The sequence below is a fragment of the Streptomyces sp. NPDC031100 genome (genome assembly GCF_055570785.1).
This window is the reverse complement of the sequence record NZ_JBVIGN010000004.1, coordinates 74,994-98,034: the sequence shown is the minus strand read 5'-3', so window position 1 is coordinate 98,034 and position 23,041 is coordinate 74,994. Positions and strand designations below refer to the sequence as shown.

Genomic DNA, 23,041 nt, shown 5'->3' with positions numbered 1-23,041 from the left:
TCTTGAGTATCCCCGCGGCGTCATGCCGCGGAACGCATATCACCGTCACGGTGTGATCCACGTCACATTATGCCGCAGAAATATGGACACCATTCGGGCAGAGCGGCTCACACCAAGGAGCCCTTTTCCTCCTTTCATCCCCTTCCTCCGTGCCGGGCGGAAGCCGGCCGACGGCTCGGAATGCCCCGGCGCGCCGGTTTGAAGTTGCCAACGCGCCGGAACCGGGCCAATCTTGGCGACGCCTCGGACGACGGCTCAGATGCCGTACGAACAAGGCCACTTGAAAGATTTGACGGGGGATTTTGATATGTGGTGTGCCTTCTTGTGACCAAGAGTGGCCCACCACATTTCACGGACATGTGGACGTGTCCTCCGCCTGAAGGATTTCTCTTTCCGTGACACCGTGCGCCCGGGTGCGCCCTGACCTCCGCGGAGTACGGCACGGATGTCCTGACCGACCAAGTGAAGGGAATCAGGCCCATGAAGAAAATCGTGAGCTCCGCGATCGCGTCCACCCTGCTGGCCGGCGGTGTGGTGCTGGTTGGTGCCGCCGCCCCCGCCTCCGCCGCGTGCGCCCCGAGCCCGGGGACCGGCTACGAGGTCTACGACAAGCACACGGTGTACCCCGGAACCAACCTCTTCAGCACGTGGGTCTTCGACAACTCCGACCCCACCGTCAGCTACAACCACACCTCGACGGGAACCCTCAGCGCCAGTGGCACCGCGGGCGTCGAGGCCGAGGCAGGGGTGATCTTCGCCAAGGCCAGCACGTCGTTCAGCGTGACCGTGGGCAAGTCGTGGTCGCACTCGGACAGCTGGAACTACTCGCTGCACGCCAGGAACAAGCCGGGCAAGACCAAGGTCCGTATGCGGATGTTCCACGAGGCCAAGAAGTTCAAGGTCCGCAAGTACACGTACTACTACGACGGCCACTGCCAGTTCCACAGCACGACCAAGTGGCGGAAGCAGTTCACCGCACCGGTGAAGAAGAACAGCAACGTCTGGGGCCTCGAGTACAAGTAGTCCCGCCCTCGAGCCCTGCTCGCACGACGGCCCGCCGGTCCATCCGGCGGGCCGTACCGCGTTTCCCGGGGATCGCGTGCTCGCCGGCAGCGGCGCCAGCGCTCCACCAGGCCCCCTTCACCGGTCTGGACCAATATTCGCGACCTCGCACATCAACTCGACATTTCCGCAGGCCACGCAGGCTTCACGCGCCGTTGACGCGTGCAGACAGCCGCTGGTAGACACACTCATCACCCAGCCGGCGTCACCAGCAGAACCCGGCCCCGAAGTCCGAACCAGCCGTCCCTGTGCGAGCGATGACGTGAGGTCACGATTCATGAGCACACCAGACCAGCACGGCAGCAGACGTTCACACCCCAAAGGCCCACGCCTCTTCGCGCCCCGGCTCGTCGCCGCCGCAGGCGCCCTCGCTCTGATGCTCTCGGCGGCTCTCGCGACCCCGCTCAATCCGGCGCCCGGGAAGGCGGAGGCCGCCTCGGGCAAGAAGGTCCTCACCGTCGCCGTCGCGCAGAGCGTCGACTCGCTGAGCCCCTTCCTCGCGGTGCGTCTGCTCAGCACGAGCATCCTGCGGCTGTCCTACGAGTACCTGACCGACTACGACCCCGGGGACGCCCACCCGGTCCCCGGCCTCGCCACCAGCTGGAAGCCGTCCGCCGACAAGCTCACCTGGACGTACACGATCCGCTCCGACGCGAAGTGGTCCGACGGGCAGAAGGTGACCGCGCGGGACGCGGCCTGGACGTTCAACAAGCTGATGACCGACGAGGCCGCCGCCACCGCCAACGGCAGCTTCGTCACCAACTTCCGCAAGGTGACGGCCCCAAGCCCCACCGAGCTGGTCATCGAACTGAAGAAGCCGCAGGCCACGATGACCGCCCTGGACGTGCCGATCGTGCCCGAGCACGTCTGGAAGAAGGTCACGGACTTCTCCAAGTTCAACAACGACAAGACGTTTCCCGTCGTCGGCGACGGGCCGTTCGTCCTCACCGACTACAAGGCCGACAGCTATGTGCGGCTCAGGGCCAACAAGGGCTTCTGGCGCGGGGCGCCCCGGTTCGACGAGCTGGTCTTCCGGTACTACAAGGACCAGGACGCGGCGGTGGCCGCACTGCGCAAGGGCGAGGTCTCCTTCGTCGCGGGCTCACCGTCCCTGACTCCCGCCCAGGCCGCCTCCCTCAAGGGCTCCGACCACATCCACGTCAACGACGCCCCCGGCCGCCGGTTCTACGCCCTCGCCACCAACCCGGGCGCCCGAGCGCGAAACGGCCGGAAGTTCGGCGACGGTGACGCCTCCCTGCTGGACCAGCGGGTGCGGAACGCGCTGTTCCGCGCGGTCGACCGCAAGACCCTGGTCGACAAGGTCTTCCAGGGCCACGCCGTCGAGGGCCAGGGCTACATCCCGCCCCGTTTCTCCACGTACTTCTGGAAGCCGTCCGCGAGCCAGGCCCTCGCCTACGACCCGGCCGAGGCGGGCCGGCTCCTCGACCAGGCGGGTTACCGGAAGAACGCCGACGGCAAGCGGATCGGCAAGGACGGCAGAGCGCTGAACTACCGCGTCCTGTGCCACGCCACCGACCCCAACGACAAGGCCGTCGGGCAGTACCTCAAGGAGTGGTGGGCGAAGCTCGGCATCGGCATGACGCTCGACTGTCTGGACAACGTGAGCGACCCCTGGCTCGCCGGCACGTACGACCTCGCCTTCGACGGCTGGTCCGTCAACCCCGACCCGGACTTCGTCCTCTCCATCCACACCTGCGCGGCCCTGCCCGCGACCCCGAAGGACAGCGGCGCGACTGACAACTTCATCTGCGACAGGGCATACGACGACCTGTACGCCAAGCAGCTCGCGGAGTACGACCCCGCCGAACGGGCGGCCCTCGTCAAACAGATGGAGTCGCGGCTGTACGACCTGGGGTACATGAACGTCATGGCGTACCCGAACGCCGTCGAGGCCTATCGCACCGACCAGATCAAGTCGATCGAGACGATGCCGAAGGCCGCCGGCAACATCTACGGTCAGGACGGCTACTGGAGCTGGTGGTCGGCGGTCCCGGCCGACTCCGGCGACTCCTCCGGGGGCGGCGGCTCCACGGGGGTCGTCATCGGTGCCGTCGCGGGTGTCGTGGTCCTCGCCGGTGCCGGGGTGTTCCTCGCGCGGCGCCGCCGTACCACCGCCGATGACCGCGAGTAGCCGATGGACGCAACCGTGCCACCGGCTCCTGGCGCGCCCACCGGGGGGAGGCACCCCGGCACGACCGCCTATCTGCGGTACGTGGCGGTCAAAGCCGGGGGTGCCGTCGTCTCGCTGATCGCCGTGCTCGTCACCGGATTCTTCCTGTTCCGGCTGATCCCCGGCGATCCGGTCAAGACCATGACCGGGGGTCGGCCGGTCTCGGCACAGCAACTGGCAGAGTATCGCGAGGAGTTCGGACTAGATCTGCCGCTGTGGGAGCAGTTCACCGATTACTGCGGCAAGGCGCTCACCGGCGACCTGGGCACCTCGTACCAGTTCCGCACCCCCGTCATCGACAAGATCGGCGAGGCGCTGCCGAACACGCTGCTGCTCACCGGCACCGCGTTCGTGCTCTACACCGCGCTCGGGCTCGTCCTCGGCATCCGTGCCGCCTGGCACCGGGGCCGGTTCACGGACCGGTTCCACACCGGGGTTGCGCTGACGCTGTACTCGCTACCGTCGTTCTGGCTGGGCCTGCTGCTCATCATCGTGTTCGCCGTGGGCGCGGGCCCGATCCCCGGGCTCTTCCCCACCGGCGGCATGGAGTCCGGGGGCGAGCACGGCCTGACGTACGTCATCGACGTCGCCCACCACCTCGTCCTGCCGGTGATCACGCTGGTCGCGGTCGAGTACGGCCAGACGCTGCTGGTCACCCGCTCCGCGCTGCTCGACGAGATGGACAGCGACTATCTGACGACCGCGCGGGCCAAGGGCCTCAGGGACGACCTGGTGCGGCGCCGGCACGCCGTACCCAACGCGTTGCTGCCCACCGTCACGCTCCTCTTCGTCAATCTGGGCCGAACGGTCGCGGGAGTGATCCTGGTCGAGACCGTCTTCTCCTGGCCCGGCCTGGGCGGTCTGTTCTACCAGGCCCTCAGCGTGCCCGACCTGCCGCTCGTGCAGGGCCTGTTCCTCTTCTTCGCCTCGGCGGTGATCGTCATGAACACCCTGGCCGACCTCGTCTATCCGCTGCTCGACCCGAGGGTGGGCCGCGCATGACCACCGAACCGGACACGAGAGCCGATGCGCCGCTCCCACGGGCGGGGGCCGGGCCACGGACGCTGGCCTGGCAGCGCCGGCGGCGGGCCGCCGTACGGTTCTGGCGGCAGTACCGCACGCACCGCGCCGGGCTGGTGGGCCTGGCCGCGCTCGCCCTGTTCGCGCTGCTCGCGCTGACCGCGCCGGTCACCGTCGGCTCGGACGTGGCGAGCGTGACGGGTGCCCCCGGCCGGCCCCTGCAGGGCCCCGACGGCGATTTCCTCCTGGGCACCGATCGGTTCGGGCGGGATCTGCTGGGGTTGCTGGTGTGGGGGTCCCGGGTCTCCCTGCTGGTGGGGCTGCTGGCGGCGGTGCTGTCGGTGTCGATCGGCGCGGTGGTCGGGATCACCGCCGGGCACTTCAAGGGCGCGTACGCGACCGTGCTGATGCGGGTCACGGACTGGTTCCTGGTGATGCCCACGCTGGTGCTGGCCATCGCCCTGGCCACCGTGATGTCCCGTTCGCTGGGTACGGTCGTGCTGGCGATCGGCGTGACCTCGTGGCCGACGACGGCACGGCTGGTGCGGGCACAGACGCTGGCGGTGGAGTCACGGCCGTACATCGAGCGGGCGAAGGCGCTCGGCGGCGGGCACTGGCACGTCATGACCCGGCATGTGCTGCCCAACGTGATGCCGCTGGTGCTGGCGCAGACGACCCTGATGATCTCCTCCTCCGTCCTCGCCGAGGCGACCCTGGCGTTCCTGGGTCTCGGCGATCCGACGGTGGTGTCGTGGGGCGGGCTGCTGCAGGAGGCGCGGGAGGCGGGCGCGGTCAGCTCCGGCGACTGGTGGTACCTGGTACCGCCCGGCATCGCCATCGCGGGCGTGGCGCTGGCGTTCACCCTGTGCGGGCGAGCGGTGGAGTCCGTGCTCAATCCCAGGCTGGGGGTGGCCCGTTGACGCTGCTGGAGGTCCGGAACCTGGAGGTGACGTACCCAGGCGGGGCGGCCGCCGTGCGGGGCGTGGACCTGTCGCTGGCGGCCGGGCGGAAGCTGGGCATCGCCGGCGAGTCGGGCTGCGGCAAGTCCACCCTGGCGCTGGCGCTGCTGCGGCTGCTGCCGGGCGGCACGCGGACGTCCGGAGAGATCCTGCTGGACGGCGAGGACGTGCTGACCATGCGGTGGGGGCGACTGCGGGCGGTCCGCTGGGCCGGGGCGTCGATCGTCTTCCAGGGAGCCATGCACTCCCTCAACCCCGTGCACCGCATCGGCGAGCAGGTCACCGAGCCGATGCTGGTGCACGGCGGGGCGAGTGGGACGGCGGCGCGCCGACGAGCCGGGGAGCTGCTGGAACAGGTGGGGCTGCCGGCGGCACGGGCGGCGGCCTACCCGCACGAGCTGTCGGGCGGCCAGCGGCAACGCGTGATGATCGCCATGGCGCTGGCCTGTGCACCCCGGCTGATCATCGCGGACGAGCCGACCACCGCGCTGGACGTGATGGTCCAGGCGCAGATCCTGCGTCTGATCCAGCAACTCGTCAGCGAGCAGGACCTGGGCCTGATCATGATCAGCCACGATCTGGCGGTGCTCGCCGACACCTGCGACCGGCTGGCGGTGATGTACGCCGGCCGTGTGGTCGAACAGGGCCCGGCGCGAGCGGTGTACGAGGACGCCCGGCACCCCTACGCGAAGGCACTGTCCGCCGCGTTCCCGCGCATCGGTGACCCCGCCTCCCGCTTCGCCCCACGCGGCCTGCCCGGCGACCCACCGGACCCGGCCGCGTTGCCCACCGGCTGCGCGTTCCACCCGCGCTGTCCGTCGGCCCTGCCCGCCTGCACCACCGAGGACCAGTCCCTGCGGAAGGCGGAAGCGGGCCGGTGGGCGGCGTGCCTGCACGTGGGGTCACCACGCTCGGCGACGGAGCCGACGGGGCCGGCCGAGAACGCGAGGAGCACTCCATGACGAAGACGCCGGAAGCACCCCTGCTCAGCACGCGGGACCTGCACGTGGTCTTCCCCGGCCGGCGGGGTGCGCCGCCCGCCCGCGCCGTGGACGGAGTCGAACTGGACATCCGGCCCGGGGAGATCGTGGCGCTGGTCGGAGAGTCCGGCTGCGGCAAGTCCACGCTCGCACGGGCGCTGCTCGGGCTGGTGAAGCCGACCGAGGGCCGGATCTCCTTCTCCGGTCGGCCGCTGGAGTACTCGGCGCGTGCCCTGCGGACCTACCGCCGCAGGACGCAGCTGGTCCTGCAGGACCCCAGTGGCTCCCTCAACCCCCGGCACACGGTGTACGACGCGGTGGCCGAGGGCCTGCGGATCCACGGGCACGCCGGGGACGAACGGACGGTCGTGGCCGAGGCCCTGTCCCGGGCCGGTCTGCGCCCGCCGGAGCGCTTCTTCCTGCGCTACCCGCATGAGCTGTCCGGCGGCCAGCGGCAACGCGTGGTGATCGCCGGCGCCCTCGTCCTGGAGCCCGAACTCCTCGTCGCGGACGAACCGGTGGCCTCCCTCGACGCCTCGGTACGCGGCGAGATCCTCGCCCTGCTGCTGCGGCTGCGCGGCGAACTGGGCCTCGCCGCGCTGGTGGTGACGCACGATCTGGGCCTGGCCTGGAACATCGCCGACCGGGTGGCGGTGATGTACCTGGGCCGGATCGTGGAGACCGGCACGGTCGAGCACATCCTGACGGCACCCCGGCACCCCTACACCCGGGCGCTGCTTTCGGTCCTTCCTGAGACCACGGGCGACCCGGTGGTCCTGACGGGCGAGCCCCCGGACCCCTCCCGCATCCCCACCGGCTGCCGCTTCCGCGCCCGCTGCCCGGTCCTCGCGGCCGGCGAGGCGGACCGCGCGGGCGTCGCGGAGGCCTGCCGCACCGAGGACCCGGCCGTCCTCGGTCCGGGCCTGGCACCCCAGGTGGCCTGCCACTGGGCCCGGGCACAGGTGACCGCATAGTCCCCGTCGTGAGGTCGGCCGCCACCAGCCCCACGTCTCCGTGAAAACGCCGGTTCCCGGCGCCCTCTCAGGTGAGGGCGCCGGGAACCGGTCGTGACCGCGGAAGACGTCAGGCCGCGTGGACGACGTCCTTCTCCTCGGCGAAGTGGCAGGCCGACTCGTGCGCCGCCGGGGAGTCCGCGCCCTTGAAGCGCTCGGGGACCGCCAGCAGCGGGACCTCCTCGGCGCACTTGTCCTGGGCCTTCCAGCAGCGGGTGCGGAAGCGGCAGCCGGACGGCGGGTTGGCCGGGGAGGGCACGTCGCCGGTGAGGATGATCCGCTCGCGGTTCTCGCGGGCCTCGGGGTCCGGCACCGGGACCGCCGACAGCAGCGCCTGGGTGTAGGGGTGCGTCGGGTGGTCGTAGATCTGCTCGTCCGTGCCGATCTCGGCCATCTTGCCGAGGTACATCACACCCACGCGGTCCGAGATGTGCCGGACGATCGACAGGTCGTGCGCGATGAAGATGTAGGACAGGTTGAACTCGTCCTGCAGGCCCTCCATCAGGTTGATGACCTGCGCCTGGACGGAGACGTCCAGGGCGGAGACCGGCTCGTCGCAGATGATGATCTCGGGGTTGAGTGCCAGGCCGCGGGCGATGCCGATGCGCTGGCGCTGACCGCCGGAGAACTGGTGCGGGTAGCGGTTGATGTACTCCGGGTTGAGACCGACGACGTCCAGCAGCTCCTGCACCTTGCGGCGCCGGTCGCCCTTCGGGGCCACCTCGGGGTGGATGTCGAAGGGCTCACCGATGATGTCGCCCACCGTCATACGGGGGTTCAGCGAGGTGTACGGGTCCTGGAACACCATCTGGATGTTGCGGCGTACGGCCTTCAGCGCGCGCCCGGACAGCTTGGTGATGTCCTGGCCCTTGTAGAAGATCTCGCCGGCCGTCGCCCGCTCCAGGTTCATCAGGAGCTTGGCCACCGTGGACTTGCCGCAGCCGGATTCGCCCACGATGCCGAGGGTCTCGCCCTGGTACAGGTCGAAGGAGACACCGTCGACGGCCTTGACCGCGCCGATCTGGCGCTTGAACAGGATGCCCTGGGTCAGCGGGAAGTGCTTGACCAGGTTGCGCACCTGCAGGATCGGCTCACCGCGCTCCACGGGCGCCTCGATCGCGGCGACCGCCTCCTCGTCGGAGTGCGCGTCCACCACCTCGACCTCGGAGACGTTCGGCGTGGCGTCGGCCGGGGCGTCCTTCTTGATCGGCTCAGCCATGGATCGTCTCCTTCCAGAAGTGGCACGCCGAGCCACGACCGGGCAGCTCGGTGCCGTCCGGTTCGGCGACCGGAAGCAGGGCCGGGATCTCCGTACGGCAGATGTCCTGGGCCTTGGGGCAACGCGGGTTGAAGGCGCACCCGGTGGGGATGCGCAGCAGGTTGGGCGGCAGGCCCTTGATCGCGTACAGCTCCTGGCCCTTCTGGTCCAGGCGCGGGATCGAGTCCAGCAGGCCTCGGGTGTACGGGTGCGCGGGGCGCTTGTACAGCTCGTGGACCGGGGCGGTCTCCACGATCCGGCCCGCGTACATCACCGCGATCTTGTCGGCGACGTCGGCGACGACGCCGAGGTCGTGGGTGATGAGGATCAGGCCCATGTTGAACTCGCGCTGGAGTTCCGCGAGCAGGTCCATGACCTGGGCCTGGACCGTCACGTCGAGGGCCGTGGTCGGCTCGTCGGCGATGATCAGGTCCGGCTCCAGGGCCAGCGCCATGGCGATCATGATGCGCTGGCGCATACCGCCGGAGAACTGGTGCGGGTAGTCGTTCACCCGGGCGGCGGCGGCCGGGATCTTCACCCGGTCCATCAGCTCGATCGCCTTGGCCTTGGCCTCCTTGCGGGACAGGCCGAGGTGGATGCGGAACATCTCGCCGAGCTGGTAGCCGACGGACAGCACCGGGTTCAGGGAGCTGAGCGCGTCCTGGAAGATCATGGCGATGCGCCGGCCGCGGATCTTGCGGCGCTCGTCGGCGGACATCTTGAGCATGTCCTGGCCGTGGAAGAGGATCTCGCCCTTGGGGATCTTCGCGGGCGGCATGTCGAGGATGCCCATGATGGCCTGGGCGGTCACCGACTTGCCGGAGCCGGACTCGCCGAGCACGGCGAGCGTCTCGCCCGCGCTCACGCTGTAGTTGACGCCGTTGACGGCCTTGGCCACGCCGTCGCGGGTGTGGAACTCGACGTGCAGGTCACGCACTTCGAGCAGCGGCCCGCCCTGCGCCTCGCCCGGGGCGGCGGCGGATGCGGTGTCTTCGATGATGGTCACGTACGCCTCCCTCAGCGCAGCTTCGGGTCGAGGGCGTCGCGGACCGCGTCGCCGAGCATGATGAACGCGAGCACGGTGAGGCTCAGCAGGGCGCTGGGGAAGAACAGCACGTGCGGCGCGGTACGGATGACCGTCTGCGCGGACGAGATGTCGTTGCCCCACGAGACGGCGCTGTCCGGAAGACCGATGCCCAGGAAGGACAGGGTCGCCTCGAGCGAGATGTAGCCGCCGAGCGCGATGGTGGAGACCACGATCACCGGAGCGACGGCGTTCGGCAGGATGTGCCGCACCAGGATCCGTCCGGTGCCGGCGCCGAGGGCCCGCGCGGCCTGCACGAAGTCCTGCTGCTTGACGGTGATCACGGAACCGCGCATGACGCGGGTGATCTGGGTCCAGCCGAGGAAGACCATCGCGGCCACCACGGTCCACACCGTGCGGTGGGTGAAGGCGTTCAGGACGACGATGGCGCCCAGCAGCAGCGGGATGCCGAAGAACACGTCGGTGATACGGGACAGCAGCGAGTCGATCCAGCCGCCGTAGTAGCCCGCGAACATGCCCACCACGCTGCCGAGGAGGGCGACACCGAGGGTGGTGAAGGTGCCGGCGATGATCGAGGCGCGGGCGCCGTACATCGTCCGGGAGTACACGCTGCGGCCCTGGCCGTCGTAACCGAACCAGTCGGCCTGGCCGATGTGGGTCCAGTTGGGGCCGGTCAGGTAGTGGTGCACGAGGTCCGCGTGCTTCGGGTCGGTGGAGGTGAACAGACCCGGGAAGGCCGCGATGGCCAGCAGCAGGACGATCAGCAGCGCCGAGATGACGAAGAACGGGTTGCGGCGCAGGTCCCGCCAGGCGTCGGACCAGAGGCTGCGCGGCTTGTCCTGCGCGGGGCCCGGGGCCGCCGTGTTGGCGACCGCGTCCTCAAGGGCCGTTTCGGTCGTGAGTGCCTCAGACATAGCGGATCCTCGGGTCCAGGACGGCGTAGAGCAGGTCGACGACCAGGCTGGAGATCAGGTAGACGATCACCAGGATGACCACGATGCCGACGACCGTGGTGTTGTCGGACTGGTTGATCGACCGGAAGAGCGTGTTGCCGATGCCGTGGACGTTGAAGATGCCCTCGGTGACGATCGCGCCGCCCATGAGGGCGCCGAGGTCGGTGCCGAGGAACGTGACCACCGGGATCAGCGAGTTGCGCAGCAGGTGGACGCCGATGACGCGGCGGCGGGGCAGACCCTTGGCCACGGCGGTGCGCACGTAGTCGGCGCGGAGGTTCTCGGCGATGGAGGTCCGGCTGAGGCGCGCGATGTACGCGAAGGACAGCGAACCGAGCACGGCGCCGGGCAGGATCAACTGGGTGATGTCGTTGGAGTCCTGCACCGTCGGGGTCACCCAGCCGAGATCGTTGCCGAAGACCGTCTGGGCGATGAAGCCGAGGACGAAGATCGGCATGGAGACCAGCAGCAGCGTGATCACCAGCACGAGCTTGTCGTAGAACTTGCCGCGGTTGAGGCCGGACACCAGGCCCAGGGCCAGACCGACCACGATCTCGATGGTGAACGCCACCAGGGCCAGGCGGATCGTCACCGGGAAGACCTCGGAGATGACGTCACTGACCTTGCGTCCGGTGACGAAGCTGGTGCCGAAGTCGCCCGTGAAGACGTTGCTGATGTAGTGCCAGTACTGTTCGAGCACCGGGCGGTCGAGCCAGTACGTGTGCTTCAGCTGAGCCATCGCCTGGGGGTCGGCCGGTCTGTCGCCCCACAGCGCCCGGACGGGGTCACCGGGCAGTGAGTACACCATCAAAAAGATGAGCAGAGTGGTCCCGATGAACACCGGGATCATCTGGAGCAGTCGCCGCGCGACGTAGCGCCCCATCGAGCCTCCATTGTGAGCCGCTCCGGCGGCCGCCCCTGCCGCGCTCTCCTTGTGGGGGGTGCGGGGCGGCCACCGATTGCGAACGGTGGGGCGCCCGCGGCCTGCGCGGGCGCCTCGGTGAATCGACCGTTGCGGCCTCTTACTTCTTGTAGACCTCGACGTCCGAGTAGACCGGCTTGCCGAAGGTGTCGTAGCTGACGTTCGTGACGTTCTCGGAGTAACCCGCGTTCGTCTTGTAGTACCAGAGCGGGATGGCCGGCATGTCCTTGTACAGGGCCGCCTCGGCGTCCTGGTACAGCTTCACCGACTCCTCCAGCGTGGCGGCCTTGTCGGCCTTCGCGGCGAGCTTGTCGAACTCCTTGTTGGAGTAGCCGCCCTCGTTACCCGCGGCGGTGCTGCCGTACAGGTCCTTGAGGAAGTTGGCGTTCAGCGGGTAGTCCTGCACCCAGCCGGAGCGGTAGAGGCTCTGGACCTTCTTCTTCTGGCGCATGTCGAGCGCCGTCTTGAAGTCGGCCTTCGCGTCGCCCTCGCACTTGACGCCGGTGTTCTGGGTGATGTTGGCGCAGACGGCCGTCACCCATTCCTTGTGGCCACCGTCGGCGTTGTACAGGATCGAGACCGAGGCGTTGGCGCCGCCGGCCTCCTGGACCAGCTGCTTGGCCTTCTTCGGGTTGTAGACGCAGGCCTCGCCACAGGCGTTGGCCTTGTAGCCCTCGACGGCCGGCGGGACGAAGCCGGTGGCGGGCTCACGCGAACCGGCCAGCACCGTCTTGGTGATGGTGTTCCGGTCGATGGCCATGGACAGGCCCTGGATGAACTTCCCGCGGTCCTTCAGGCTCTTGATGGTCGGCGCGTACTCGGCGATGGCCACGGTCTGGATCGCGTTCTGCGGGGCGTCGACCGCGCGCTTGCCCAGGTCCTGGTGGTAGCTCTGCATGGCGCTCGGCGCGACCTGGTCCAGCACGTCCAGGTTGTTCGAGGTCGCGTCCTTATAGGCGGCCTCGGAGGTCGTGTAGAACTTGAAGTCGATGCCGCCGTTCTTCGGCTTCGGACCCGCGTACTTGTCGTACGTCTTCACCAGGAAGTCCTGGTTGTGGTTCCACTTGACGAACTTGTACGGGCCGTTGCCGACGGGCTCCTGGCCGTACTTCTTCGGGTCCGAGTAGAACGCCTTGGGCAGCGGGTAGAACGCGCTGTAACCCAGCTTGTAGGTCCAGTAGGGAACCGGCGTGGCCAGCTCGACCTTGATGGTGTAGTCGTCCGGGGTGGTCAGACCGGACATCTTGTCGGTCTTCGGGCTGCCCTTCTCCGGGTGGACATCGGCGTAGCCCTTGATGTCCGAGAACCAGGAGGAGTTCTGCTGGGCGTTCTTCGTGTTGGCGCCCCAGTTCCAGGCGTCGACGAAGGAGTGCGAGGTGACCTTCTCACCGTTGTGGAAGGTCCAGCCCTGCTTCAGCTTGATGGTGTAGTGGCTGGCGTCGTCCTGCTTGATGGACTCGGCGACGAGGTTCTCGAGCTTGCCCGTCTTGGGGTTGTAGTCGGCCAGGCCGCTGAAGAGGGCGTCGGTGATGTGGCCACCGCCGGTCTCCATGACGTTGGCCGGCTGGATCGGGTGCTGCGGCTCGTTGCTCTGGTAGCTGAACACTCCAGCCGGGTCGACCTTCTTCGAGCTGCTACCCGAGTCGCTGTCCCCACCACCACAGGCGGTCGCACCCAGCGCCACAACCGCGGCTATCGCCACCCACTTGGCGCTCTTTGCACCGCGCATGGGTTCCTCCTCATGAGTCCAATGGTTCACCGCATGGGGGAGCACCCGACATGCCACCGTCACCGGTGTCGGAGATAGTCAGATGCCCCCGCGCTCGTGAGTCGGCGCCGGCTGCAGCGCGTGACCCGTGATCCGAGCTCTACGCGCCTAACTATCTGCCATGTGAACCGGAGCGAACCACACCTTCAAGGTCTCGGTTCGATCACACCTGGCGCGAAACTCTTCCAAAATACGGACAAAGGGTTTGCCGAAAGATCCCTGCGAAACGGACTTGTTACACATCTATCGGAACCCGTTGTCCGGATAGCGGACAACTGAGTGGTAAAAGTCAGTTGCGTGACAGGGCATGTCTGTGCTGGCGCACCGGGCGGCACGGCACCTGAGTCGTAGAAGACCCCATGCAAGCAGCAGAGTAGTGCGAATCGGACGCCCAGGACGCTGGTCTCGGCCAGATCTAGGGTTTTCCCTACGCCCTGCGTCGCCTGCCTCCAAAACGACGGTGCCGGGCATCCCGCGGGGGATGCCCGGCACCGTCGTGTGCGTGGAGACCTGTCAGCCGTGCTTGGCGCGGCTCGCGGCGCGGGCGCGCTCACGGGCGTCCAGGTTCACCTTGCGGATGCGAACCGCCTCCGGGGTCACCTCGACGCACTCGTCGTCACGGCAGAACTCCAGCGACTGCTCCAGCGAGAGCTTGCGCGGCGGCACGATCGACTCGGCCACGTCGGCCGTCGAGGACCGCATGTTGGTGAGCTTCTTCTCCTTGGTGATGTTGACGTCCATGTCGTCGGAGCGGGAGTTCTCGCCGACGATCATGCCCTCGTACACCTCGGTGCCCGGCTCCACGAAGAGCACGCCGCGCTCCTGCAGGTTCGTCATCGCGAAGGCGGTGACGGCACCGGCACGGTCGGCGACCAGCGAGCCGTTGTTGCGGGTCTGCAGCGCGCCGAACCAGGGCTCGTGGCCCTCGTGGATCGAGTGGCCGATACCCGTGCCGCGGGTCTGGGTCAGGAACTCGGTACGGAAGCCGATGAGGCCGCGGGAGGGCACCACGAACTCCATGCGCACCCAGCCGGAGCCGTGGTTGGACATGTTGTCCATCCGGCCCTTGCGGACGCCCATGAGCTGCGTGACGGCGCCCATGTGCTCCTCGGGCACGTCGATGGTCATGCGCTCGACCGGCTCGTAGACCTTGCCGTCGACGTCCTTGGTGACGACCTGCGGCTTGCCGACCGTCAGCTCGTAGCCCTCCCGGCGCATGGTCTCGACCAGGATGGCGAGCGCCAGCTCACCACGGCCCTGCACCTCCCAGGCGTCCGGACGCTCGGTCTCCAGGACGCGGAGCGAGACGTTACCGATCAGCTCGCGGTCCAGGCGGTCCTTCACCTGGCGGGCGGTGACCTTGCGGTCCTTGACCGCCGACTTCGCGTCGGCGCCCTTGCCGGTGCCGCCACGACCGACCAGCGGCGAGGTGTTCGTACCGATGACCATGGAGATCGCGGGCTCGTCGACCGTGATCAGCGGGAGCGGGACCGGGTTCTCGGTGTCGGCCAGGGTCTCGCCGATCATGATGTCCGGGATACCGGCGACGGCGCAGATGTCACCCGGGCCGGCCTTCTCGGCGGGCTTGCGGGTGAGCGCCTCGGTCATCATCAGCTCGGAGATGCGGACGTTGCTGATCGAGCCGTCGCGCTTGATCCAAGCGACCGTCTGGCCCTTGCGCAGCTCGCCCTGCTCGACGCGGAGCAGCGCGATACGGCCGAGGAAGTTGTCGGCGTCGAGGTTGGTGACGTGGGCCTGGAGCGGGGCGTCCTCGTCGTAGGTCGGGGCCGGGATGTGCTCCAGGATCGTGGAGAAGAACGGCTCCAGGCTGTCGCTGTCGGCCGGGACCGTGCCGTCGTCCGGCTTGGTCAGCGAGGCGATGCCGTCACGGCCGCAGGCGTAGACGATCGGGAACTCGATCTGCTCCTCGTCGGCGTCCAGGTCGAGGAAGAGGTCGTAGGTCTCGTTGACGACCTCGTCGATGCGGGAGTCCGGGCGGTCCGTCTTGTTGATGCACAGGATGACGGGCAGGCGCTGCTGCAGGGCCTTGCGCAGCACGAAGCGGGTCTGCGGCAGCGGGCCCTCGGAGGCGTCGACCAGCAGCACCACACCGTCGACCATCGACAGACCGCGCTCGACCTCGCCGCCGAAGTCGGCGTGGCCGGGGGTGTCGATGATGTTGATGGTGATCGGCTCGCCGCCGTCCTTGGGGTGGTACTTCACCGCCGTGTTCTTGGCGAGGATCGTGATGCCCTTCTCACGCTCCAGGTCGTTCGAGTCCATCATGCGGTCGTCGACCGAGTCGAGCTGGTGGGCGGCGAACGCGCCGGCCTGCTTCAGCATGCCGTCGACGATGGTGGTCTTGCCGTGGTCGACGTGGGCGACGATGGCGACGTTGCGGATGTCGTGGCGCGTGGCCATGGTGTGGCGTACTCCCGGAGTGTGAGGACGGCCTGCGCGTACGTCTGTGTTACGCGGGCCCTGCCGGGCTTGACACGCCACGGCCTCACCCCATGGTACGGGGCCGGGCGGGAGCCCGCCCGCTCAGCCCGGCCCATGATCCGCTCAGCTGATCTTCTCGGCGGCCTTCTGGGCCCCACAGGAGCGCCGGGCGGCCTGGCGGGCGAGGTCCGAATCGGCCTTCCGGTGGCACTCCAGTACGCCGTCGATGTCGACCGTCCAGTTCCGTGCGTGCCCCGTCGCCCTCTCGCCGTCGGAGCAGGAGTACCGGAAATCGCCGGAGACCTCTCTCACCCCTGCGTACTGCACGAAGTCGCCCCCACCGTCCATTTCGCTGGAGTTCGAGTCGAACTTCGAAGCCCGGTGGTGCACGTCCGTGAACACCCACGTCTGGCCGTCGTCGACCGCCGCCAGGGTGGGCGCGTCGGAGTCGATCTCCCCGATCCTCTTGCCCAGCGAGAACAGGATCTCCGCCGCGCCGGGAGCGTCGCCGGTCCTCACCTGTACGGACGGCTGCGGCGAGTACACCCGCCGGATCGGCTGCCGCAGTGTGCCCCCACTGGCGCCCAGATGCTCCAGCTCGGACACGCCGGCCAGCCGGTCCCGCTTGGTCAGATGCGACCAGGTGAACGTCGCGCCGGAGCAGGCATCCGCCGCGACGGTGTCCTTGCCCTTGCTCCTGCCCGCCGCATGGCCGTCCTTGCCGCCGCCCGAATCCCCGCTGCACGCCGTCTGTCCCGCAACCAGGGCCGCGGTGACCAGTCCCACCGCGCACCATCGCCGTACGTTGCCGTGCATCTGCGCTCTCCTTCCACGTGCCCCCCGTTGAGCGAAGGCCTGGCGTCCACCCACGGACTGTCGTGCTCATGCTATGAACCGGGGGTGGCGGATGCGCGGAATCTGAGCTTGATCTGAGCCGTGGCTCCTAGCCCTTCGACGGACTGGGCGACACCTTCGCCCCCTTCTTCAGGAAGCCCATGTCCTCGTAGACCGGCGTCTGGAAGCCGAAGGCACCCGCGTTGACGAGGTTCCTGCGCGCCCCGACCAGCTGCGGCCGCTGGTAGAGCGGGACGGAGGCGGCCGCCGCCCAGATGCGGGAGTCCGCCTTGCGGATCAGGTCGCGCTCCTCGTCCTCGTCCAGCGTCGCCGCGGCCTGGTCGAAGAGCTGGTCGACCTGGTCGGTGCCGACCCGGGTGAAGTTCTGCTCGACGGTCACCGAGCCGTCGGCGGCCGGGACCGGCTTGGCGTAGATCGGCCGGGCGTCGGTCGCCGGGAAGGCGGAGGACGGCCAGGAGTACAGGGCGAGGTCGTAGTCGCCGGAGGCGATGTGGTCCTTGAAGTAGCTCTCGTCCGAGACCTTGATGATCGTCGTGCGGACGCCGATCTTGTCCAGCATCGCGGAGATCCGCTCGGCGACGGTGTTCAGCGTCTCGGAGCCGGGCCCCGAGGGGAGCACGAAGCGGAGGGCGAGCGCCTTGCCGTCCTTGGCGAGCAGCCCGGTCACGGCACCGGCCGGGGCCGCGGTGCCCTGCGGGGCGTAGGCGCCCGGTGCGCCGCCGGAGCCGGAGTACTGCTTGCCGTCCCCGGAGAGGTGCTTGCCGCCCTCGTCGCCCTTCTCGCGTTTCTCCTCGGCCGACTCGTGGTGCTTGCCCTTGTCGTCCTCGCCGACGATGTACTCGCCGTCCTCGCCGCCGTCGGACTTCTTCTCCTCGGCCCCGCTCCCGCCGCGCTCCGCACCGGCCGCCTTCTCGCCCTTCTTCTCCTCCCTCACCGGTCCCCCGGGCACCCAGCCGGCGTCCGCGAGCAGGGCCTGCGCCTCCTTGGTGTCCTGGCCGCCCAGGGCGCCGCTGTTGTCGGCGTAGGCGTCCTGCCCGGACAGGGCGAGGTGGCTGCCGACCGGCACCGCGGGCAGGCCCAGCGGGGCCAGCACCAGCTTGGCCAGCTCCTCGCGGTCGAGGGCGCGGGCGATGGCCCGGCGGACCCGCTCGTCGGTGAGGGGACCCGCGGCGCCGTTGAGGGCGAGCTGGGTGTAGGCGGGCTCCAGCGACTTGCGGACGTCGAAGGCCTGGAGCAGCTGCTGCTGCTCCAGGTACCGGGTGATGGCCTTGTGCAGCTTCTTCCTGCCGACCTTGACCTCGTCGGCGTCGAAGCCGTGCGCGAGCGCCCAGGAGCGCAGCTTCTTGGCGGAGGTCTTCCCGGCGCCCTGCAGCGGGGTGCCGGTGCCCTTCTCGCGGGAGGCGAGATTGATCCGCTCGGCCTCGGCGGCGTCGATCTCGGCGAGGTCAACGGTGCCGTCGGCGAGCGCGGCCGCCCGCCTGTCACGGGCCACGGCCTGCAGCACGATCTTGTTCAGCTTGGCGGGCCTGCCCCACCAGCGCGGGTTGCGGGTGAGGACGACGTCCTTCTTCACGGCGTCGATCTGCTCGACCTGGAAGGGTCCCGCGGTGACCTTCAGCTTGCGGCGGGCGCCGTCGTTGAAGGTGTCCGGGGTGCCCATGACGTCCTTCGGGTACAGCGGGGAGAACAGCGACTTCCAGTCGGCGTAGGGGCGGGAGAAGGTGACCCGGACCTGGAGGTCGTTCGCGCCCCGCTCGATCTTCTCGATGCGGTCGTAGCCGGCGTTGCGGGCGGTCCAGTAGGCGCTGTCCTTGCCGGACAGGGCGCGCCACTGGGCGACGAAGTCGGCGGCGCCGATCTCCCGGCCGTCGCTCCAGACGGCCTGCTGGTTCAGCTTGTACAGCACGACCTGGCGCGGCTCGGTCTCGATGATCTTGGCGGACTCCAGGTAGGCGGGGTTGGCCACCGGCCGCCCGGAGGCGTCGAGGCGGAACATCGACGGCAGCACGGCCTGGGCGACCCGGGTGGTGCCGGCGTCGGCGTCGGCCTGGAAGGTGTTCAGGGTCTCCGGTACGGCGTCCACGGCCCACTTCAGCGTGCCGCCCGCGGCGACCTGGTCGCGGGCGACGAGGTCGATGTCCTGCCCGGCCAGGGGGCGGCTCGTCTCCTCGTCGGAGCCGCAGCCGGCGAGGAGGGGCACCGCGAGGGCGCCGGCCGTCAGGAAGACGACCGAGCGCATCACCGTGCGCAGGCCGACGCCGTGGTGGGACATCTCTGCTACCTCCGGGAAGCCGCGGGCTTTATGCTCACTTTGGGCGCTATGTGAAGTTGATCACTTTTGGCGGTATATGGAGCTGATCAGATCTATGCGCCCACTGAAGAGGAAAGGATCCGGCAACAGAGGGCGACACGGCGGCAACGGACGGTAAGCCCACCCGTGCGGCGCAATACACCCGAACGTGCATCCGGAGGCGTCGGCCAATCGGTGCACATCTCTTCACAGCGACAGGTGTGACGCGCAACACTCCAAGGCGCATGAGCGTTGCCGCCCAGGGCCCACGGGACCCGTGGAAGTGAGGGCAAGTCATGTCCGTGCACGACGAAATGACAAACGTCCAGCGTTGCCTCGACGACCTGTACCGGTCGATCGGGCGCCTGGAGAAACAGCTCGGCAGCGGAGGTCTGGAGATGCGCCGGGTCCGGATGGACGCCGACCATCTGCGCGAGAGCCTGACGCTGCTGCGGGACGCAGCCCGCACCCCGGCCGCTCCGAGCCGGCCCGACCTCGTCACCATCTCCGACACGCCCTACGACATCAGCCTGTGGACGGACTCGGACGACGAAGGCCTGGGCGCCCGCGACCGGCACGCCCCCTGACCCGACCGGAGTCCTCCCTTGGCGACTGGTACGGAACACCAACAGAACAGCGGCGGCGTGGGCGCCGACACGCGCGCCTCGATCGCCGCACCACATCTGCGGACCGACCGCTGGTGGCTGGCGCCCGCCGTCACCGCGGCCGGTCTGTTCGCCTTCGTCGTCTACTCGACCTGGCGGGCCTTCGCGAACGCCGACTACTACGCGGCGCCGTACGTCTCCCCGTTCTACTCGCCGTGTCTGGCGCAGAACTGCGCGACCATGCACGCGGGGCCGAACGCCGACCTCTTCGGGAGCTGGTGGGCGATCTCGCCCGCGATCATCATCCTGATCTTCCCGCTCGGCTTCCGGCTGACCTGCTACTACTACCGCAAGGCGTACTACCGCAGCTTCTGGGCGTCCCCGCCCGCCTGCGCGGTGGCCGAGCCGCACAAGAAGTACACCGGCGAGACCCGCTTCCCGCTCGTCCTGCAGAACATCCACCGGTACTTCTTCTACGCCGCCCTGCTGGTGGCCGGCGTGCTCACCTACGACACCGTGCTGGCCTTCCGCGACGAGCACTACCGCTGGGGTCACATGGGCCTCGGCACCCTCGTCTTCCTGGTCAACATCGTGCTGATCTGGGCGTACACGATCTCCTGCCATTCCTGCCGGCACATCGTCGGCGGCAAGCTCAAGCACTTCTCGAAGCATCCGGTGCGCTACAAGGCGTGGCAGTTCGTAGGGCGGCTGAACGCCCGCCACATGCAGCTGGCCTGGGCGTCGCTGCTGACCGTGGCGCTCGCCGACTTCTACGTCTATCTCGTCGCGTCCGGTGTCTTCGACGATCCGCGCTTCTTCTAGTGAGTCAAGTGAGGACTGATTGATGTCCGTGGTGGACCGGCAGGAGTGGGACGTCGTCGTGGTCGGCGCGGGCGGCGCCGGGCTGCGGGCCGCGATCGAGGCGCGCGAGCGGGGCGCCCGTACGGCGGTGATCTGCAAGTCGCTGTTCGGCAAGGCACACACGGTGATGGCCGAGGGCGGCATCGCGGCGGCCATGGCCAACGTCAACGAGCACGACAACTGGCAGGTCCACTTCCGCGACACGATGCGCGGCGGCAAGTTCCTCAACCAGTGGCGGATGGCCGAGCTGCACGCGCAGGAGGCCCCGGACCGGGTGTGGGAGCTGGAGACCTGGGGCGCGCTGTTCGACCGTACGAAGGACGGGAAGATCTCCCAGCGCAACTTCGGCGGTCACGAGTACCCGCGGCTCGCCCATGTCGGCGACCGTACGGGCCTTGAGCTGATCCGCACCCTCCAGCAGAAGATCGTCTCCCTGCAACAGGAGGACCATCGCGAAACGGGTGACTACGAGTCCCGGCTCAAGGTCTTCCAGGAGTGCACGGTCACCCGGATCCTCAAGGACACTGCATCCGACAGCGGCTCCGCCGCGGGCCGGGTCTCCGGGGTCTTCGCCTACGACCGCGAGTCCGGCCGGTTCTTCGTCCTCGAGGCCCCTGCGGTGGTCGTGGCGACCGGCGGGATCGGCAAGTCCTTCAAGGTGACGTCGAACTCGTGGGAGTACACGGGCGACGGGCACGCGCTGGCGCTGCTCGCGGGAGCGCCGCTGCTGAACATGGAGTTCGTGCAGTTCCATCCGACCGGCATGGTCTGGCCGCCGTCGGTCAAGGGCATCCTCGTCACCGAGTCGGTGCGCGGTGACGGCGGGGTGCTCAGGAACTCCGAAGGCAAGCGGTTCATGTTCGACTACATCCCGGACGTCTTCAAGGAGAAGTACGCCGAGTCGGAGGAAGAGGGCGACCGGTGGTACGACAACCCCGAGAACAACCGGCGGCCCCCTGAGCTGCTCCCCCGCGACGAGGTGGCGCGCGCGATCAACGCCGAGGTGAAGGCGGGCCGCGGTTCCCCGCACGGCGGGGTCTTCCTGGACGTGTCGACCCGCATGCCCGCCGAGGTGATCAAGCGCCGGCTGCCGTCCATGTACCACCAGTTCAAGGAGCTGGCGGACGTCGACATCACGGCCGAGGCGATGGAGGTCGGACCGACCTGCCACTACGTGATGGGCGGCATCGCGGTCGACTCCGAGACGGCGGCGGCGCGCGGAGTGCCGGGGCTGTTCGCGGCCGGCGAGGTCGCCGGCGGCATGCACGGCTCCAACCGGCTCGGCGGCAACTCGCTCTCCGACCTGCTGGTGTTCGGGCGCCGGGCCGGCTGGCACGCGGCCGAGTACGCGGCGGGCGCGGCCGAACGCCCCGAGGTCGCCGACGCCCAGGTCAACCTGGCGTCCGCGGAGGCCCTGCGGCCCTTCTCCGCGGAGACGGAGGGCGAGGAGGGCCCGCCGGAGAACCCGTACACCCTGCACCAGGAACTCCAGCAGACCATGAACGACCTGGTCGGCATCATCCGCCGCGAGGGCGAGATGGAGCAGGCCCTGCACAAGCTGGCCGAGCTGCGGGTACGGGCCCGGCGGGCGGGGGTCGAGGGACACCGCCAGTTCAACCCGGGCTGGCACCTCGCCCTGGACCTGCGCAACATGCTCCTGGTCAGCGAGTGCGTGGCCCGGGCTGCTCTGGAGCGCACGGAGTCGCGCGGCGGGCACACCCGCGAGGACCACCCGGCGATGGAGCGCACCTGGCGCAACGTGAACCTGCTGTGCGCGCTCGCCGATCCCACCGGACGCCTCGCGGCGTCCGACCCCGCCCGCGGCCAGATCCGGCTGACCCGCGAGACCACCGAACCCATCCGCCCGGACCTGCTCGCCCTCTTCGAGAAGGAGGAGCTGGTCAAGTACCTCGCCGAAGAGGAGCTGTACGAGTGAGCAGCTACGAGGCCCGCTTCAAGGTGTGGCGGGGCGATGTGGAGGGCGGTGGCCTGGAGGACTTCCAGGTCGAGGTCCACGACGGCGAGGTGGTGCTCGACATCATCCACCGGCTCCAGGCGACCCAGGCCCCCGACCTCGCCGTGCGCTGGAACTGCAAGGCGGGCAAGTGCGGTTCGTGCTCGGCGGAGATCAACGGGCGTCCGCGGCTGATGTGCATGACGCGGATGTCGGTGTTCGACCGCGCCGAGACGATCACGGTCACGCCCCTGCGCGCCTTCCCGGTGATCCGTGACCTGGTGACGGACGTCGGCTTCAACTACCAGAAGGCCAGGGAGGTTCCGTCCTTCGTACCGCCCGCCGGGCTCGGCCCCGGCGAGTACCGCATGTTCCAGGAGGACGTGGACCGCTCCCAGGAGTTCCGCAAGTGCATCGAGTGTTTCCTGTGCCAGAACACCTGCCATGTCGTCCGCGACCACGAGGAGAACAAGCAGGCGTTCGCCGGGCCGCGGTTCCTGATGCGGGTGGCCGAGCTGGACATGCACCCGCTGGACGCGGCCGCCGAGACCGGCCTGGACCGGGGGCGCACCGCCCAGGACGAGCACGGCCTCGGCTACTGCAACATCACCAAGTGCTGCACGGAGGTCTGCCCGGAGGGCATCAAGATCACGGACAACGCGCTGATCCCGATGAAGGAGCGTGCGGTCGACCGGAAGTACGACCCGCTGGTGTGGCTCGGCTCGAAGATCAGGAGGAGGTCTTCGTAGGGTTCCGGCCGGGGCTGTGGGAGAGGTACTGGAGGACCGACCCGGCCAGGAAGATCACGATCCACGCGAAGAACCCGATGGTGCCGAACCGGGTGTAGTCGAACGGCCCCGTGA

18 protein-coding genes are annotated in these 23,041 nt (G+C 68.9%); 10 read left to right on the top strand and 8 right to left on the bottom strand.

Translation table 11 applies throughout. The features are described 5' to 3' along the window. The first annotated feature begins 480 nt into the window (after window positions 1-480). The 6 genes from ACZ5DS_RS12295 to ACZ5DS_RS12270 all read left to right on the top strand — a co-directional run bounded on the left by ACZ5DS_RS12295 (window position 481) and on the right by ACZ5DS_RS12270 (window position 7,186). Entirely contained in the window at window positions 481-1,023 is a 543-nt protein-coding gene (locus ACZ5DS_RS12295) for a hypothetical protein (protein ID WP_468236659.1), read from the top strand. 316 nt (window positions 1,024-1,339) lie between these two features. Then, a complete protein-coding gene (locus tag ACZ5DS_RS12290) occupies window positions 1,340-3,214 on the top strand; it encodes an ABC transporter substrate-binding protein (RefSeq protein ID WP_468236657.1) in 1,875 nt (624 codons plus the stop codon). A 3-nt stretch (window positions 3,215-3,217) separates the two neighbouring features. Beyond that, window positions 3,218-4,255, top strand: coding sequence for an ABC transporter permease (locus ACZ5DS_RS12285; protein WP_468236654.1), 1,038 nt, complete (start codon window positions 3,218-3,220; stop codon window positions 4,253-4,255). Next, window positions 4,252-5,193 carry an ABC transporter permease gene (locus tag ACZ5DS_RS12280; protein WP_468236651.1) on the top strand — a complete coding sequence of 314 codons (942 nt, stop codon included), beginning with the start codon at window positions 4,252-4,254 and terminating at the stop codon, window positions 5,191-5,193. Before ACZ5DS_RS12285 ends, ACZ5DS_RS12280 begins: the two co-directional genes overlap by 4 nt. Beyond that, entirely contained in the window at window positions 5,190-6,194 is a 1,005-nt protein-coding gene (locus ACZ5DS_RS12275; protein ID WP_468236649.1) for an ABC transporter ATP-binding protein, read from the top strand. The genes ACZ5DS_RS12280 and ACZ5DS_RS12275 overlap by 4 nt, the downstream gene beginning before the upstream one ends. Then, the gene (locus ACZ5DS_RS12270; RefSeq protein ID WP_468236647.1) at window positions 6,191-7,186 is read left to right on the top strand and encodes an ABC transporter ATP-binding protein; all 996 of its coding nucleotides are present in this window, start codon (window positions 6,191-6,193) and stop codon (window positions 7,184-7,186) included. The genes ACZ5DS_RS12275 and ACZ5DS_RS12270 overlap by 4 nt, the downstream gene beginning before the upstream one ends. A 109-nt stretch (window positions 7,187-7,295) precedes the next feature. Here ACZ5DS_RS12270 and ACZ5DS_RS12265 read toward each other — a convergent pair whose 3' ends face one another. The 8 genes from ACZ5DS_RS12265 to ACZ5DS_RS12230 form a co-directional block, all read right to left on the bottom strand. Next, a complete protein-coding gene (locus ACZ5DS_RS12265) occupies window positions 7,296-8,444 on the bottom strand; it encodes an ABC transporter ATP-binding protein (protein WP_468236644.1) in 1,149 nt (382 codons plus the stop codon). Continuing rightward, window positions 8,437-9,489, bottom strand: a complete 1,053-nt coding sequence (locus tag ACZ5DS_RS12260; protein ID WP_468236642.1) for an ABC transporter ATP-binding protein — start codon at window positions 9,487-9,489, stop codon at window positions 8,437-8,439. Before ACZ5DS_RS12260 ends, ACZ5DS_RS12265 begins: the two co-directional genes overlap by 8 nt. Before the next feature lie 11 nt (window positions 9,490-9,500). Beyond that, window positions 9,501-10,442, bottom strand: coding sequence for an ABC transporter permease (locus tag ACZ5DS_RS12255; protein ID WP_468236639.1), 942 nt, complete (start codon window positions 10,440-10,442; stop codon window positions 9,501-9,503). Beyond that, the gene (locus ACZ5DS_RS12250) at window positions 10,435-11,364 is read right to left on the bottom strand and encodes an ABC transporter permease (protein ID WP_468236637.1); all 930 of its coding nucleotides are present in this window, start codon (window positions 11,362-11,364) and stop codon (window positions 10,435-10,437) included. The genes ACZ5DS_RS12255 and ACZ5DS_RS12250 overlap by 8 nt, the downstream gene beginning before the upstream one ends. 139 nt (window positions 11,365-11,503) lie before the next feature. Then, window positions 11,504-13,132, bottom strand: coding sequence for a peptide ABC transporter substrate-binding protein (locus ACZ5DS_RS12245; protein ID WP_468236635.1), 1,629 nt, complete (start codon window positions 13,130-13,132; stop codon window positions 11,504-11,506). A gap of 552 nt (window positions 13,133-13,684) precedes the next feature. After that, on the bottom strand, window positions 13,685-15,592 hold the full coding sequence (gene typA, locus ACZ5DS_RS12240; RefSeq protein ID WP_468236632.1) for a translational GTPase TypA: 1,908 nt from the start codon (window positions 15,590-15,592) through the stop codon (window positions 13,685-13,687). A 144-nt stretch (window positions 15,593-15,736) separates the two neighbouring features. Next, window positions 15,737-16,429 carry a hypothetical protein gene (locus ACZ5DS_RS12235; RefSeq protein WP_468236630.1) on the bottom strand — a complete coding sequence of 231 codons (693 nt, stop codon included), beginning with the start codon at window positions 16,427-16,429 and terminating at the stop codon, window positions 15,737-15,739. Between the two features lie 127 nt (window positions 16,430-16,556). Beyond that, a complete protein-coding gene (locus ACZ5DS_RS12230; protein WP_468236627.1) occupies window positions 16,557-18,740 on the bottom strand; it encodes an ABC transporter family substrate-binding protein in 2,184 nt (727 codons plus the stop codon). Window positions 18,741-19,054: 314 nt separating this feature from the next. Here ACZ5DS_RS12230 and ACZ5DS_RS12225 point away from each other — a divergent pair, with 314 nt between their 5' ends. The 4 genes from ACZ5DS_RS12225 to ACZ5DS_RS12210 are packed head-to-tail and all read left to right on the top strand — an operon-like array spanning window position 19,055 to window position 22,927. Next, a complete protein-coding gene (locus ACZ5DS_RS12225; RefSeq protein ID WP_468236624.1) occupies window positions 19,055-19,345 on the top strand; it encodes a hypothetical protein in 291 nt (96 codons plus the stop codon). Between the two features lie 18 nt (window positions 19,346-19,363). Next, the gene (locus tag ACZ5DS_RS12220) at window positions 19,364-20,185 is read left to right on the top strand and encodes a hypothetical protein (protein WP_468236621.1); all 822 of its coding nucleotides are present in this window, start codon (window positions 19,364-19,366) and stop codon (window positions 20,183-20,185) included. A gap of 22 nt (window positions 20,186-20,207) precedes the next feature. Continuing rightward, a complete protein-coding gene (locus tag ACZ5DS_RS12215; protein WP_468236619.1) occupies window positions 20,208-22,160 on the top strand; it encodes a fumarate reductase/succinate dehydrogenase flavoprotein subunit in 1,953 nt (650 codons plus the stop codon). Further along, window positions 22,157-22,927: a succinate dehydrogenase/fumarate reductase iron-sulfur subunit gene (locus tag ACZ5DS_RS12210; protein ID WP_468236616.1), complete on the top strand. Its 771-nt coding sequence runs from the start codon at window positions 22,157-22,159 to the stop codon at window positions 22,925-22,927. The genes ACZ5DS_RS12215 and ACZ5DS_RS12210 overlap by 4 nt, the downstream gene beginning before the upstream one ends. The last annotated feature ends 114 nt before the right edge of the window (window positions 22,928-23,041 follow it).